We start from the raw sequence: 12,903 nt of genomic DNA, 5'->3' as shown, positions 1-12,903 counted from the left end.
GGGAACAGCCTGCGGGTGATCACGGGACCACGCAGAGGCACCGGCGTCGGTACGCTCTCATGATCGCGGCTGGTCGAGGGCATTCGTCGGGAGGCGACCGGGATGGACGAGACGACACGTGACGCCCTGCGACGCTCCCTCGGCACCCGCGCTCGGAGATGGCTGCTCGTGGGCACCCTGCTGGCGGGTGTGCTGTACGCGGTGGCGCTGGTGGCGGCGGCGGCTCCCGCCGACCGGACGTTCGCGGCGCTCTCGGAGACGGTCCAGAGCCTGATGTCGGTCGTGACGCCGCTCTTCGGCATCCTGCTGGTGCGCGACCTGCGCCGGGCGCCCGGCTCCGCCCCGGTCCTGCCCAGCGTGCTCGCGGTGGTGCTGCCGGCCGTGGTCATCGGTGTCGTCGGGGTGCTGATCTGCGCGGCGACGCTGGCGCTCTCCCCGGCCGAGGTCGCCGACGAGCCGTGGCGGCACGCCGGCACGGTCGCTGTGGGCAGCGTGCTGGTGCAGGTCGTCGCCGGCCTGGTCGGCACCGGGCTGGGTCTGCTGCTGCGGTCGACGGTGGTCGCGTTCCTCGCCACGATCGTCCTGCCGCTGGGCCTTTTCGGGCTGTTGGGCGCCGTGGACGCCCTGCGTCCGGCGCAGCCGTGGCTCACCCCGCTCGGCAGTGTCCGCAACCTGCTCTCGGGGGACATGACAGTGCTGCGGTGGGCGCAGTGGTTGTGCGTACTGCTGCTCTGGGGTGTCGGTCTGAACGCCGTCGGCGCGGCCGTGCTCAAGCGCGGCGGCGATCTGAGCGGCAGGTAGCTCGGCGCGGCCACCCCGGCGAAGGCCGGCGTGGTCGACGGCCACCGTCATCCGGAAGTGCTGGTCCGCCTCGGCGAGGCGCACGGTACGTCTACGCGCGCATGTCTTTCATCGAACGATTCTGTTACGGGCCATTGACGCCCGTCGCACAGGGGTGATCTGATCGCGCCCTCAGAGAATCTTTCATCTTTCGATGGATGGGGGCCCCATGCCCAGGTTCCGCCGTACCGCGCTCGCCGCGGGACTCACGATCGCCATGGCCGCGCTGTCGACAGCCGTCGCGCTGCCCGCACCCGCGTCCGCCGCGCTGCCCACCGCCGCGGTGGCACTCGGGGACAGCTTCATCAGCGGCGAGGGCGCCGGGGCGTACACCCCGGTGGTCGACGTCAACGGGGTCGCCCAGGGCTTCCCGGGCTGGACAGCGGCCAACAACAACGCGTTCTTCTGCCACCGGTCGGCGAACGCCTCGCTCAACAAGGCCAACCTGCCGGGCATCCAGAACCGGTTCAACCTGGCCTGCTCCGGCGGCCAGCCACGCGACATCGCCACCGCCTCCGCCGCCCGGGAGAAGGGCCGCACGGTGGCCGCGCAGATCGACCAGCTCCGCGCCGTCGCGCAGACCCAGGACATCGACCTGGTGCTGATCGGCCTTGGGTCCAACAACAGCTCGTTCACGTTCGGCAGCGTCGCGGAGAAGTGCGCCAACCGGTTCATCGCCGACGCGTGGACCGGCTGGTGGGAGTTCTGGGCGTACCTGGGTGGCCCGGTGGAGCAGAAGCCGTGCAGCGACGCCGACCTGGCCACCGCAGCGCAGATCAGCGCCGCGACCGCGGAGACCACCGCCGCCGTACGCCAGCTGCTGACCACCCTGGACCAGGTGGACGCGGACGGACAGCACCGGGTGGTGTTCCAGGACTACACGAACCCGTTGCCGCTGGACCTGAACCCGCAGTTCCACGAGGAGGACAGCCGGGACGACACCCGCGACAAGTTCCGCGACCTGGGTGCCGAGCGGTACGCGGCCGGTTGCCCGATCCACCGGGCCAGCCTGGCCCCGGGGCACCGCTTCTCGCAGGCTCTGGGCACCATCGTGAAGTCCACCCGGGACACTCTGGCGGCCGAGTTCCCCGGCGACGACCTGGTGTACCTGAACGTGCAGCAGGCCTTCAACGGCGCCCGGCTCTGTGAGCAGACGAGCAGCCCGACGGGCTCGCTCGCCACGCCGATCCGGCTCCAGGACGGCGCGACCGGCACGTTCGTCACCAGCCTCGCCGGCAAGGACAAGATCGCCATCCAGCGGATCGCCAACACCTGCGTCAGCTACTTCCAGACCTGCCAGGAGTCGTGGCACCCGAACGCGACCGGGCACCAGGTGCTCGGCCAGTGCCTGAGCGGCGCGGCCTCCACCAGCGCCCGGTCGGTGGCCTGCGTCCGCGCCGGCAACGGGACGATCTCCGTCTCCTGACCGCATCGCCATCCCGGAGGCCCCGCCGATCGGCGGGGCCTCCGTCGTGTCCGACCACCTGCGGCTACCCGCCAGTAACGTCAGGCCGTAGGCTGGGCCGGTGAACGGGGATCCGGAGTACGCGCAGGAGTTCGTCGAGGTCGACGGTGGTCGGCTGGGTGTGCAGGTCTATCCGGAGCCGACCGGTGTGACGGATGCGCCGGTGGCCGTGATCTGGCCCGCGATGGGCGTCCGCGCCCGTTACTACCGGCCCTTCGCCGCCGAGCTGCGCGCCGCCGGGCTGGCCGTGGTCGTCGCCGACCTGCGTGGCACCGGGGCGAGCACCCCCACGCCGAGCCGGGCCGACCGGTACGGCTACCCGGAGCTGGCCGCCGACGTCGGCGCCGTGCTGGCCGCGCTCAAGCCACGACTGGACGGACGCACCCGGTTGCTGGTCGGGCACTCGCTCGGTGGGCAGGCCGCCCTGCTGCACCTCGCCCTGCACGGCGGCGACGAGGTGGACGGGCTGGCGCTGATCGCTGTCGGCATCCCGTACTGGCGAAACTATCCGGGTCGGCGCGGCCTCGGCGTGCTGCCGTACACCCAGGGGATCGCCGCCACCACGGCGCTGCTCGGCGTGTGGCCGGGCTGGGGGTTCGGCGGCCGGCAGGCGCGCGGCGTGATCCGCGACTGGGCGTACACCGCGCGCACCGGCCGGTTCCCCCGGCTCAACGGCACGGACACCGAGGCGGCGGTACGCGCGGTGCGGACACCGGTGCTGGCCGTCAGTGTGGACGACGACCAGTTCACCCCCCACGAGACCGTGGACAACCTCTGCGAGAAGCTCGCCACGGCCCCGGTGACCCGGGAGCGCTACACAGTGGCCCAGGCCGGCGCGCCGCTGGACCACTTCACCTGGGTCCGCGCGGGCGCACCGCTGGCGCGGCGGGTCGCCGAGTTCGCCGGCGACCTGCCGCCACGCTGAGTCGTACCGGCCGGTCGCCGTGCGACGGCCCGGCCGGCCGACTCACTCGTCCCGCTCCAGTGGCACCAACTCATCGTCGCGCTCCACCTGGATCGCCGCGTGATCCTTGCGCGGCGCGACCTCTGCGGTGTTCTTGTGCGGGTCGTTGTCCGGGTGCATGAGCACAGCGTCTGTCTTGGGGGTCTTCTCCCGGCTCTCGTCCGGCTGCGACATCGCGTTCCCCTCTCGTCGGCGTCGCTCGGGATCTACCCGCCACCGCGCGGACGACTCCTGCTTGCGCGATACGGCCCAGCGGCGCCCCCAACGTCCCCTGGCTGCCCGGTACGGGGTGGATCGGCCCGCACGGGGCGGGGTTAGCCGCCCGACCGGCGGGTAAGCCGCAGCGCCCGACACGGCGGAAGGGGATCACATGTCCGAACGGCATACCGCACTGCGCTCGATGCACGATCTGGGCCTGGCGGCCTGGTTTGGCGGCTCCCTCATGGGTGCCTTCGGTGTCAACGGCGCAGCGGCGAAAATCAGCGACTCGACCCAGCGACTCCCGGTCGCCTCGGCGGGATGGTCCAGGTGGACCCCCGTCAACGCGGCGGCGATCGGCGCACACCTGGCCGGCGCGGTGGGCGAGCTGGTGACGGAGAGCCCACGGGTGGCGGCCCAGTCCGGCGTCGCCCGGACGAGCGTCATCAAGACCGCGTTGACGATCGGGGCCCTCGCGGTGACCGGTTACAGCCGGTTGCTCGGCATGCGGTTGGAGAAGGCGGGTGGCCCGTCGGTGAGCGGCGCCACCGAACCGAACCACCAGACTCCGGCCAGTGTGGCCTCCTCGCAGCGGCAGATGAAGCTGCTCCAGTGGGCCATTCCGGCACTGACCGGGACCCTGGTGGTGGTCACCGCGTACATGGGCGAGCAGCAGAAGCCCGGGCAGGTGTTCCGGGGGATGCTCGGCCGGGGCGGCGGGATGAAGAGCGCCTCGAAGACCATGATCAAGATGGCGGGGATGAGCAACGGCAAGCGGCCGATGGCGATGGCCGGACGCTGAACGTCGGGCCGGCCGGCGTCCCGCCGCCACCTCGACGGCGGGGCGCTGGCTGGCCCTACGCAGGCTCATCGACGCGCCGCGCAGGCCAGGTGGCGACGACGGTGGGCGGGGACGGCACACCGTCCGCCGGCAGCGGCGGACCGACGAGCGGGGTGGCCATGGCGGCGTACGAGGCACGCAGCGGCGACAACGACCGGCAGGAGCCGGAGGCGGTGAAGCCGTGGGGCACCAGCGACGGCTTCGACGCCGACGCGCCCTGGGGCACGGACGAGGATTCACCGATGGACGAGGGCAGCGAGGAGACCGCCGTGCCCGAGGGACGGCGCGGAGAGCGACGCGCGGGTGCCCCGGCGGGGCCGTCCGATCCGGCGGGACGGCACGGCTTCGGTTCGGTGGAGCCGACCCGCACGACGATGGCCGGTCCGGGTGCCCCACCGGACCCGGCGCCCAGCGGCCGGACCTTCCCCGACGACGCGGACATCGGCGAGTCGACGCAGGACGCGTTCCGTGCCCGGGGCCGGCGCTCCTGACCCGAACGCCGGCCTTCCCGATTCGTCAACCGGTGGGCGACGCCGCCCGGGCCGGGACAGCCTGATCGGCGATCATCGTCTCGGCGAGCAGTTGCGCCAGCCGGGTGGCGTCGCGTTGGGACTGCCCGGCGCAGCAGTTGTTGAACAGCACGTGCAGGTCGTCGGCCTCGGTGGCCAGCTCGGCCAGCAGACCGGCCCAGTGCCGAAGCTCGTCCTCGGCGTACGCGTACCGGAACTTCTCCTGCTTGTCGCCGTCCCGCCAGGCCGCACTGTGGCCGTGGAACCGGACGATCGCCGGCTCCGCCGTCGTGGTGAGGATCGGTGGCACCGACGACGGATGCCCCTGCGGCATGTCGACGCAGACCAGGGACAGTTCGTGCGCGCGCAGCAGGTCCAGGGTCTCCGCCGCGGCCGGACCGTCGAACCAGGACCGGTTCCGCAACTCCACGCCGACCCGCCACGGCCGGCAGCGCTGCGCCAGCTCGACGATCCGGCGTTCGGCCGCGACGCCGCGGGCCAGCCACGGCGGGAACTGCAACAGCACCACACCCAGCTTGCCGGCCGCCGCCATCGGGTCGAGGGCCGCGCGAAACCGGGTCCACAACTCGTCGTACGCCTCCGGCGGCAGGTCCCGGCGGCGGATCCGGCTCGGGCCACCCGCCGGGCGCAGGTCCCGGGGCAGCGCGGCGACCGGCGTCGGGTGGCCGGTGAAGAGGCTGAACGCCTTGACGTCGAAGGTGAAGTCGTCCGGGGTGGCGTCGACCCAGCCCTGCGTGGTCTCGGGCACCGGGACGGCGTAGTAGGACGTGTCCACCTCGACCAACGGGAACCGGCCGGCGTAGAAGCCCAGTCGACGGGCCGGTGTGTTGGCCGAGCGCGGGTACCACCCCGAGCGCAGCAGCGACTGGTCCGCCCAGGACGACGTGCCCACCTTGATTACACCCATGTCATTCAGTGGACGGCCGCCGGCGCGGATCGGCAACCGCTGGCGGGTCGCGCGTCGCCCCGGTGTCGCGCCCGGGAAGTGTCGGTGCCTCGTCCTACGGTGACACCGGATGAGATTTCGGGTGTCGAGCGCACAGCGACGAAGGGTGGCGGCATGACCAGCACGGAGCAGCTCACCGGTGAGCGGGCCGACCTGTTGCAGAGTCTGCGCAGGCATCGCGGTTTCCTCCTGCAGACCGTCGACGGGCTCACCGACGAGCAGGCGGCCACCTGTCCCACGGTCAGCGCGCTCAGCCTCGGTGGCCTCGTCAAGCACGTTGCCGGCATCGAGCACCGCTGGATGCTCTTCGCCGTGGGCGGCGCGGAGGCGATGGAGCGCGAGGCCGTCGACTGGGTCGGTCAGTTCCGGATGGAGCCGGGCGAGACCCTGGCCGGGCTCGTCGAGCGATTCCAGGGGGTGGCTGCCCAGACCGACGAGCTGGTCGCCACCCTCGACCTGGACGCGGCACACCCACTGCCGCAGGCGCCGTGGTTCGAGCCGGGCGCGAGTTGGACGGTTCGTCGGGTGCTGCTGCACCTGATCGCCGAGACGTCCCAGCATGCGGGGCACGCCGACATCCTGCGGGAGTCGATCGACGGCGCCAGGACCATGGGCTGACCGGGGCGCCGTTGAGCGTCGACGGCGGCGGGTCTCAGCGCTCCCGCAGGCGGGCCCTGTGCGCGGTGCTCCGGTCCCTCGCGTAGGCGTCGGAGTGACCCCAACGACCGGGGATGTCCAACAGGTCCAACCGACCGAAGCCGGCCGGCACCGACGGGTTCACCAGCAGGTTGTCGCCGGTGGGTCGCAGCCCCAGCATGGTGCTCAGCAGCATCAGCAGCGCACCCGACGACCATGCCTGCGGCCGCCCGGCCGCCGGCAACTGGACGGGATACTTCGTCAGCCGACGCTCGTGGCCGGCGATCATCTCCGGCACCGCCCCACCGAGGGTCTGCGCCATGTCGAAGATGGCGGCCGCGATGGTGGCTGCCTGGGTGTCGAAGCCGTAGCGGCGCAGCCCGGCGGCGATCAGGGCGTTGTCCGCCGGCCACACGGCGCCCAGGTGGGAGCCCATCGGGTTGTACGACCGCTGCCCGGTGGCGAAGGTGCGCACCCCCCAACCGCCGAACAACCGCGACCCGACCAGGTGCTCGGCGATCGCCCCGGCGCGGTCGTCCGGGACGATCCCGCTCCACAGCAGATGCCCGATGTTGGATGACAGCGCATCGGCCGGCTCGCCGTACGGGTCGAGGGCCAACGCGTAATACTCCTGGTGCGGCAGCCAGAAGTCCCGGTTGAAGCGCTCCTTCAGCGCCGCGGCTTCCCGCTCCAGACGGTCGGCGTACGCGGGGTCGTCCCAGAACTCCCGGGCCAGCCGGGCGCCGCGCATCTTCGCGTCGTAGACGTAGCCCTGCACCTCGCAGGTGGCGCGGGGAAAGGCGGGTTGCCGGCCGTTCGCGTCGGTGATCGACTCCGGGGAGTCCTTCCAGACCTGGTTGATCGCACCGTACCGCTCGTTGCGACGCTGGTAGCGCACGTAGCCGTCCCCGGTCAGGTCGCCGTACTCGTCGATCCAGTCCAACGCCATCCGGGCCGGGTGGCGCAGCTCGCGGACCAGGTCCGCGTCACTTGACCAGCGCTCGTACTCGTCGAGCAGGACGACGAAGAGCGGGGTGGTGTCCGCCGAGCCGTAGTACAGCGCGTTCGCCCGGTCGCCAAACGCTCCGGACTCGCCGTAGCGCAGATGGGCCAGGATCTTGCCCGGCTCCTCGTCGATGTCGTCGTCGAGCTGACCGCCCTGCATGAGCGCCAGCATGCGCAGCGTCGCGGGGGCCAGTTCGGGAGTGAACGCCATCGTCTGGAGGCTGGTGATGATGCTGTGCCGTCCGCACAACCACATCGTCCACGGCAGACCCGCGACGGGCACCCGATCGTCGTACGACAACGGCCTGTACCGCAGCGCCGCCAGGTCGGCCAGGCTGCCCCGGTACATCTCCTCCAGCCCGCGGCGCTCGGCCACCAGCTGCGGCGCCCGGTCCATCCAGTCCGCCAGGTCCTCGCGCATCCCGGTCCGCACGGCCCACTGGTGCGACTTGAGGTGGGCGCGCATGTCCTGGCCGTCCTCGCCGCCCATGGTCATGGCGACGTGCAGGTCCGTCTCCCACTGCCCCTCGGCGTCGATCCGGATCCGGAACGTCATTCCCCCCTCGTCCACCTCGACGGGAAGGGTGCTTCGCACTGTGGTCTGGCGGACGAACCGGTCCCGCTGATAGCGCAGCACGAGTTGGTTGTTCGCCGAGTCGGCGGTGGCCTCGACGGTCCGCTGCCGGAGCCCGAGCTCGGCGATGTCGGAGAAGTCGCTGCCCATCTCCATCCGTACGGTGAACTCGGCGGGCTGCGCCGAGTGGTTCAGCACGGTGATCTTCTCGTGGAAACAGTCGTGGATCGATCGGTGTCGGATGATCGAGACGTCGGCGTCGACGTAGTGACTCGCCGCGCCGGGCACCAGGAAGAACCGGGTCTCGAAATACGTCATGTCGTCGCGGGAGAGCGCGTTGATCCGCTCGCCGTCGATCCTGAGCACCCAGTGGGACAGGAAGCGGGTGTCGAACGCGAAGAGACCGACCGGCTGCTGCGGGTCGACCTCCATGTCGCCCTGAGCGTCGCTGTTGGCGAACACGCTGCCGGCGACCACGTGGAGCAGTTCCTGCCTCACCGCCCGGCCTCCCGGGTGGCCATCGCGTCCCGCCCCGGTGCCCGGCGCGCCAACGCGGCCCGGCCGAGCTCCCGCGGATGGCGGGCACCGGTCGGCCCCGGGAAGATCCGCCGCAGCAGCATCAACAGTTGGATGTTGCCCTGCACGCTCAGCTCGTTGCGCAGCAGAGCCGCGCCCGGATGCAGCTCACCGTTGACCATCTGGTCGACGACCGACCGGTCCGCCCGGACCACCAGTTCGGCGTCGTCGGCCGAGCGGGCCACGTTGACGTGCTGGTCGGAGATGGTCAGATACCAGTGGTCGGTGCAGCCGTCGGCGCGTACGTCCAGGCGCAGTGTGCCCGCTGTCGTTTCCGGCAGGTCGGGGCGCCGGCCGGAATCCAGCTGTCGCAGATACTGCTCCGCCGTCGTACGCATCAGGTTCCCCTCCCCACGGTTCTCCGCAGGATCACCGGCGCCGGGGTGACGCCGGTTCACCCGCATCGGATGAGGGCCACCGAGCTTGCGCCCGCCTCGGCCCGTTTGCGCGGCGGCAGAGCGGGCAGCCACCGGTCCAGCCGAGAGTCAGGACGGACGGGAGCATCGGATGCGCGCGCTGCGGTTGCAGGAGTGGAAGTCGGAACCGGAGTTGGTCGAGGTCCCCGATCCGACGCCCGGGCCGGGTCAGGTGGTGGTCCGGATCGGCGGCGCCGGCGCCTGCCATTCCGACCTGCACCTGATGGACGACTTCGAGCCGGGCGCCATGCCCTGGAACCCACCGTTCACCCTCGGCCACGAGAACGCTGGCTGGGTGCACGCCCTCGGTGACGGCGTGACCGGGCTGTCCGTCGGGCAACCAGTAGCCGTCTTCGGCCCGTGGGGCTGTGGCACCTGCGCCCGCTGCCGGGTCGGCGTCGACCCGTACTGCGAGAACCCTGCCGGTGCACCGGTGCCGAGCGGGGGTGGCGGCCTTGGACTGGACGGCGGCATGGCCGAGTTCGAGCTGGTCCCGGACGCCCGGCACGTCGTACCCCTTCCCGAGGGGCTGGATCCGGTGGACGCCGCGCCGCTGACCGACGCGGGCCTCACCCCGTACCACGCCGTCCGGCGCTCCTGGGCGAAGCTGCCGCCGGGCAGCACGGCAGTGGTCATCGGGGTCGGCGGGCTGGGGCATGTGGGCGTGCAGATCCTCAAGGCCACCACAGCCGCGCGGGTCATCGCGGTGGACACCCGCGCCGAGGCGCTGCGGCTGGCCGAGGAGTGCGGCGCCGACCGCACCGTGATGTCGGGTCCGACCGCCGCCGAGGAGATCCGCGAGGCAACCGGCGGTCGGGGTGCCGACGTGGTGCTGGACTTCGTCGGTGCGGACGCCACCATGGCGCTCGGTGTGGCGGCGGCCCGCACCGTCGGTGACCTGACCATCGTGGGCATCGGAGGGGGCACCGTGGCGGTGTCGTTCTTCTCCGTGCCGTACGAGGTGAGCATCGCGACCACCTACTGGGGCAGTCGCCCAGAACTGGTCGAGGTGCTCGATCTGGGTGCCCGTGGCCTGATCCGGCCGAGGACCACCACCTTCGCCCTGGACGACGCCCTCGACGCGTACCGGCAGATGCGCGACGGCACACTGGACGGCCGGGCGGTGATAGTGCCCTGAGCCCGGCGGACCCCGGTCAGCCGGCCTTGATCAGGCCGCGTACGTAGGCGGCCTGGCCCACGTGTTGCAGGTCGTCCTCGGCGATGCTGACCAGTCGGACGCCGAGGGTGACCGGCGGGTCCCACGCCTCGTCGACCACCCGGTCCAGGTCCGCCGGGCGCAGGCCGGCCACGAACGATCCGGTACGCGACGCGACCGCCTCGTAGTAGTCGATCAGCGCCTGTGCGCTCTCCGGTCGCACTGCGGCGACCTGCGCGGGCGAGTGCCCGTAGCCGGTGTTGTCGGGGTCGGCGGTAAGGCCGAACCGGCCCGCCCAGTCGCCGCTCACCCAGATCTGCTCGGCGTCGAGCAGGTCGGCGACGTGGTGGTCCTGCACCCGGGTGAGGTGCCAGACCAGCCAACCGATCGAGTTGGTGCCCGGCCCGGGCTCGTGGCGCAGTTGCTCCGGGCTGAGCCCGTTGACCGCCGCGCGGACGAGGTCGGGCAGCCGGTCGTACGTCTCGGTCAGCAGGTCACTCACGTCCACCGGGCACGCCTCCTGGTCGGTTTCGCACCAGGTACCGCCGGAGACGGGTGCTCAAACCTCGGCCGCTACGGTGATCGAATGGTCGCGGCGTTGGAGTTGTATCTGGACCCGGACGCCAGCCGCCGCATCCGGGTGCTGTGGGACGCGCTGGAGGCCGAGGGCGTGCAGAGCATGCGTTCGCTGCTGGAGCGGCGCCACCGACCGCACGTCTCTCTCGCGGTGGCGCCTCGCTTCGACCCGGAGCAGGTCGCCGAGGCGCTGCGCGGGACTGTGGTCGCGGCCCCGCTGCGCCTCGACTTCCAACACGCCGGCCAGTTCGTCGGTCGGGTGCTCTGGCTCGGCCCGGCGCCCACCCCGGAGCTGCTGGCCCACCAGCGCCTGGTGTCCGACCGGCTCACCGCCGCCGGCATCCCGCTGGCCGAGCACTACCAGCCGGGTCGCTGGGTGCCGCACTGCACGCTCTCGATGCGGGTTCCGAACGCGCTGATGGCCGCCGCGGTGCGGCGCTGTCTGGAGGTGTTGCCGCTGGCCGCGACCGTGGTCGGCGCGGCGCTCACCGACCACGCGCGCGGCATCGCCCATCCACTGCCCTGAGCACTGTCCAGGGGTCTGCCCCTGACGGGCGCGGGAGGCACCCACAAAATGTCCGGTTTGGCGGGCGACAGTCGGGAAACTGAAAACAAGCGGTGGTGACGCGGCCCGACGTGGGATGGTTCGACATGGATGCCGTACCGGTGGTGACCTGCCCGAGCGCGGGTGGCCCGGCCGGTGGCGCGGGCGCACCCCGTGTCGCCGAGGCGGCTTCGACGAGGAGAGGCAGTGCCTATGCAGGCTCAGCGCAGGCCACCGCGCGCGGAGCGGAGCCAGACCCGGGACGACCGGACCGGGGGCGGAATGACCGGGGCGGCCACGCCACTGACGATCTGGGCCGCCGCCGTGCTGCTCGGCCGGATCAGTGCCGGCGACGACGACGTCGAGGACGAACGGCACATCCTGCGCGGCATCGAGTGATCCCGGCCGCGCGGCTCACAGCCAGCCGCGCCGCTTGAAGATCAGGTAGAGGGTGCCGCAGACCAACAGCATCAGCAACAACGCGAACAGGTAGCCGAAGCGCCAGTTCAACTCCGGCATGTGGACGAAGTTCATCCCGTACACGGTGCCGATGAGCGTGGGAGCGAACAGGATCGCCGCCCAGGACGAGACCTTCTTCAGCTCCTCGTTCTGCGCGTAGCTGGCCGCGGTGAGGCTGCGCATCTCCTCGTTCTGCTGCTGCGAGACGAGCGTGGCGTTGACGGTGAGGATGTTCTGCAACAGGTGCCGGAACCCGTCCACCCGCTCCACGACCTGCGTCAGGTGATCGGTCACGTCGCGCAGGTAGCGGCGCAGCTCCTCGTCCTCGCTGCCGCTGCCGGCGCCGTCGGCCAGCGCGTCGAGCACCGTGAGCAGGGGGCGGGCGGCCCGCTGGAACTGGATGACCTCGCGGCTGAGGCCGTAGATGCGCCGGCTCGCGTTCGGGTCGCCACCGAACACCTCGGTCTCGATCTCGTCGATGTCGTTCTCCAGCCCGGCCACCACCGGCGCGTACCCGTCGACGACCTGGTCGAGGATCGCGTACAGCACCGCCTCCGGGCCCCGGGCGAGCATGTGCGCCTCGGTCTCCAACCGCCGCCGCACCGCGGCCAGGTCCGGTGCCTCGCCGTGCCGGACGGTGACCACGAAGCCCGGCCCGATGAACAGGTGCAGCTCGGAGAACTCGACCTCCTCGCGCAGGTCGTCGTAGCGGGCGGCGCGCAGCACCACGAACAGGGTCTCCCCGTACCGTTCCAGCTTGGGGCGCTGGTGGGCGTTGATCGCGTCCTCGACCGCCAGGTCGTGCAACCGGAACTCCCGGGCCAGCGAGGTGATCTGCTCGATGTCGGGCCGGTACAGACCGATCCAGGCCATCGCGCCGTCCTGCTCCTGCAGGCAGCGGTACGTCTCGGCGAGGCCGGACGGCGAGGCGAACCGGTGGCCTCGGATGTAGACCGCGCTGTCCACCAGCCCGCCGGCCGGCGTAGCGGACGAGTCCGTGGACGGCGGCACGCCGATCCTGGTCTCGTACTCGTCGAGTTGGCGACCGAAGCCACCACCCGGGCGGAAGCGACGGCCACCGACCATGCCCTGTCCCCTCCCCCGGCGACGCCCGGCACGGCGCACGCCCGCCGACCCGGGGGCGCTGCTTCCCCCCTGCCCCGGGCCCGAAACCCGC

At 71.8% G+C, this 12,903-nt stretch carries 15 protein-coding genes; 9 read left to right on the top strand and 6 right to left on the bottom strand.

What is annotated here, in order from left to right:
* Positions 1-102 precede the first annotated feature (102 nt).
* The 3 genes from AC3CF1_RS29460 to AC3CF1_RS29450 all read left to right on the top strand — a co-directional run bounded on the left by AC3CF1_RS29460 (position 103) and on the right by AC3CF1_RS29450 (position 3,230).
* Complete coding sequence (locus AC3CF1_RS29460) at positions 103-801, top strand: hypothetical protein (protein WP_088947194.1); 699 nt, start codon at positions 103-105, stop codon at positions 799-801.
* Between the two features lie 208 nt (positions 802-1,009).
* On the top strand, positions 1,010-2,266 hold the full coding sequence (locus AC3CF1_RS29455; RefSeq protein ID WP_088947193.1) for an SGNH/GDSL hydrolase family protein: 1,257 nt from the start codon (positions 1,010-1,012) through the stop codon (positions 2,264-2,266).
* 100 nt (positions 2,267-2,366) lie between these two features.
* Complete coding sequence (locus AC3CF1_RS29450; RefSeq protein ID WP_210793643.1) at positions 2,367-3,230, top strand: alpha/beta hydrolase family protein; 864 nt, start codon at positions 2,367-2,369, stop codon at positions 3,228-3,230.
* 42 nt (positions 3,231-3,272) lie between these two features.
* Here AC3CF1_RS29450 and AC3CF1_RS29445 read toward each other — a convergent pair whose 3' ends face one another.
* Positions 3,273-3,443 carry a hypothetical protein gene (locus tag AC3CF1_RS29445; protein WP_157743920.1) on the bottom strand — a complete coding sequence of 57 codons (171 nt, stop codon included), beginning with the start codon at positions 3,441-3,443 and terminating at the stop codon, positions 3,273-3,275.
* A gap of 196 nt (positions 3,444-3,639) precedes the next feature.
* On the opposite strand from AC3CF1_RS29445, the gene AC3CF1_RS29440 reads away from it, so the two are divergent.
* Together AC3CF1_RS29440 and AC3CF1_RS29435 are read left to right on the top strand one after the other, a co-directional pair.
* On the top strand, positions 3,640-4,269 hold the full coding sequence (locus tag AC3CF1_RS29440; RefSeq protein WP_088947191.1) for a hypothetical protein: 630 nt from the start codon (positions 3,640-3,642) through the stop codon (positions 4,267-4,269).
* 89 nt (positions 4,270-4,358) lie between these two features.
* Positions 4,359-4,799: a hypothetical protein gene (locus AC3CF1_RS29435; RefSeq protein WP_308159630.1), complete on the top strand. Its 441-nt coding sequence runs from the start codon at positions 4,359-4,361 to the stop codon at positions 4,797-4,799.
* 25 nt (positions 4,800-4,824) lie between these two features.
* Here AC3CF1_RS29435 and AC3CF1_RS29430 read toward each other — a convergent pair whose 3' ends face one another.
* Positions 4,825-5,745 carry a DUF72 domain-containing protein gene (locus tag AC3CF1_RS29430; RefSeq protein ID WP_488451740.1) on the bottom strand — a complete coding sequence of 307 codons (921 nt, stop codon included), beginning with the start codon at positions 5,743-5,745 and terminating at the stop codon, positions 4,825-4,827.
* A gap of 153 nt (positions 5,746-5,898) precedes the next feature.
* On the opposite strand from AC3CF1_RS29430, the gene AC3CF1_RS29425 reads away from it, so the two are divergent.
* Positions 5,899-6,402: a DinB family protein gene (locus AC3CF1_RS29425; RefSeq protein WP_088947188.1), complete on the top strand. Its 504-nt coding sequence runs from the start codon at positions 5,899-5,901 to the stop codon at positions 6,400-6,402.
* A gap of 34 nt (positions 6,403-6,436) precedes the next feature.
* On the opposite strand, the gene AC3CF1_RS29420 is transcribed toward AC3CF1_RS29425, so the two are convergent.
* A complete protein-coding gene (locus tag AC3CF1_RS29420; RefSeq protein ID WP_488451739.1) occupies positions 6,437-8,497 on the bottom strand; it encodes an amylo-alpha-1,6-glucosidase in 2,061 nt (686 codons plus the stop codon).
* Positions 8,494-8,913 carry an SCP2 sterol-binding domain-containing protein gene (locus AC3CF1_RS29415; protein WP_354980449.1) on the bottom strand — a complete coding sequence of 140 codons (420 nt, stop codon included), beginning with the start codon at positions 8,911-8,913 and terminating at the stop codon, positions 8,494-8,496. The genes AC3CF1_RS29420 and AC3CF1_RS29415 overlap by 4 nt, the downstream gene beginning before the upstream one ends.
* A gap of 169 nt (positions 8,914-9,082) precedes the next feature.
* Between AC3CF1_RS29415 and AC3CF1_RS29410 the strand changes: the two genes are divergently transcribed.
* Positions 9,083-10,129, top strand: a complete 1,047-nt coding sequence (locus AC3CF1_RS29410; RefSeq protein WP_210793639.1) for an NAD(P)-dependent alcohol dehydrogenase — start codon at positions 9,083-9,085, stop codon at positions 10,127-10,129.
* Between the two features lie 16 nt (positions 10,130-10,145).
* Here AC3CF1_RS29410 and AC3CF1_RS29405 read toward each other — a convergent pair whose 3' ends face one another.
* Positions 10,146-10,655, bottom strand: coding sequence for a mycothiol transferase (locus AC3CF1_RS29405; RefSeq protein ID WP_488451738.1), 510 nt, complete (start codon positions 10,653-10,655; stop codon positions 10,146-10,148).
* A gap of 78 nt (positions 10,656-10,733) precedes the next feature.
* Here AC3CF1_RS29405 and AC3CF1_RS29400 point away from each other — a divergent pair, with 78 nt between their 5' ends.
* Positions 10,734-11,249, top strand: a complete 516-nt coding sequence (locus tag AC3CF1_RS29400) for a 2'-5' RNA ligase family protein (RefSeq protein ID WP_088947185.1) — start codon at positions 10,734-10,736, stop codon at positions 11,247-11,249.
* A 225-nt stretch (positions 11,250-11,474) separates the two neighbouring features.
* Positions 11,475-11,666: a hypothetical protein gene (locus AC3CF1_RS29395; protein WP_141908638.1), complete on the top strand. Its 192-nt coding sequence runs from the start codon at positions 11,475-11,477 to the stop codon at positions 11,664-11,666.
* 15 nt (positions 11,667-11,681) lie between these two features.
* Here AC3CF1_RS29395 and corA read toward each other — a convergent pair whose 3' ends face one another.
* The gene (gene corA / locus AC3CF1_RS29390; protein ID WP_488451737.1) at positions 11,682-12,812 is read right to left on the bottom strand and encodes a magnesium/cobalt transporter CorA; all 1,131 of its coding nucleotides are present in this window, start codon (positions 12,810-12,812) and stop codon (positions 11,682-11,684) included.
* Between the last annotated feature and the right edge of the window lie 91 nt (positions 12,813-12,903).

The organism is Micromonospora sp. MGP-C2 (assembly GCF_057766525.1).
The sequence above is the reverse complement of the archived record's forward strand: the minus strand, read 5'-3'. Positions and strand labels throughout refer to the sequence as shown.

Excerpts from the sequence above, each read along its gene's own strand:
- AC3CF1_RS29460 (WP_088947194.1), top strand. The coding sequence starts at position 103 with ATGGACGAGACGACACGTGACGCCCTGCGACGCTCCCTCGGCACCCGC.
- AC3CF1_RS29455 (WP_088947193.1), top strand. The coding sequence starts at position 1,010 with ATGCCCAGGTTCCGCCGTACCGCGCTCGCCGCGGGACTCACGATCGCC.
- AC3CF1_RS29445 (WP_157743920.1), bottom strand. The coding sequence starts at position 3,443 with ATGTCGCAGCCGGACGAGAGCCGGGAGAAGACCCCCAAGACAGACGCT.
- AC3CF1_RS29440 (WP_088947191.1), top strand. The coding sequence starts at position 3,640 with ATGTCCGAACGGCATACCGCACTGCGCTCGATGCACGATCTGGGCCTG.
- AC3CF1_RS29430 (WP_488451740.1), bottom strand. The coding sequence starts at position 5,745 with ATGGGTGTAATCAAGGTGGGCACGTCGTCCTGGGCGGACCAGTCGCTG.
- AC3CF1_RS29425 (WP_088947188.1), top strand. The coding sequence starts at position 5,899 with ATGACCAGCACGGAGCAGCTCACCGGTGAGCGGGCCGACCTGTTGCAG.
- AC3CF1_RS29415 (WP_354980449.1), bottom strand. The coding sequence starts at position 8,913 with ATGCGTACGACGGCGGAGCAGTATCTGCGACAGCTGGATTCCGGCCGG.
- AC3CF1_RS29410 (WP_210793639.1), top strand. The coding sequence starts at position 9,083 with ATGCGCGCGCTGCGGTTGCAGGAGTGGAAGTCGGAACCGGAGTTGGTC.
- AC3CF1_RS29400 (WP_088947185.1), top strand. The coding sequence starts at position 10,734 with ATGGTCGCGGCGTTGGAGTTGTATCTGGACCCGGACGCCAGCCGCCGC.
- corA (WP_488451737.1), bottom strand. The coding sequence starts at position 12,812 with ATGGTCGGTGGCCGTCGCTTCCGCCCGGGTGGTGGCTTCGGTCGCCAA.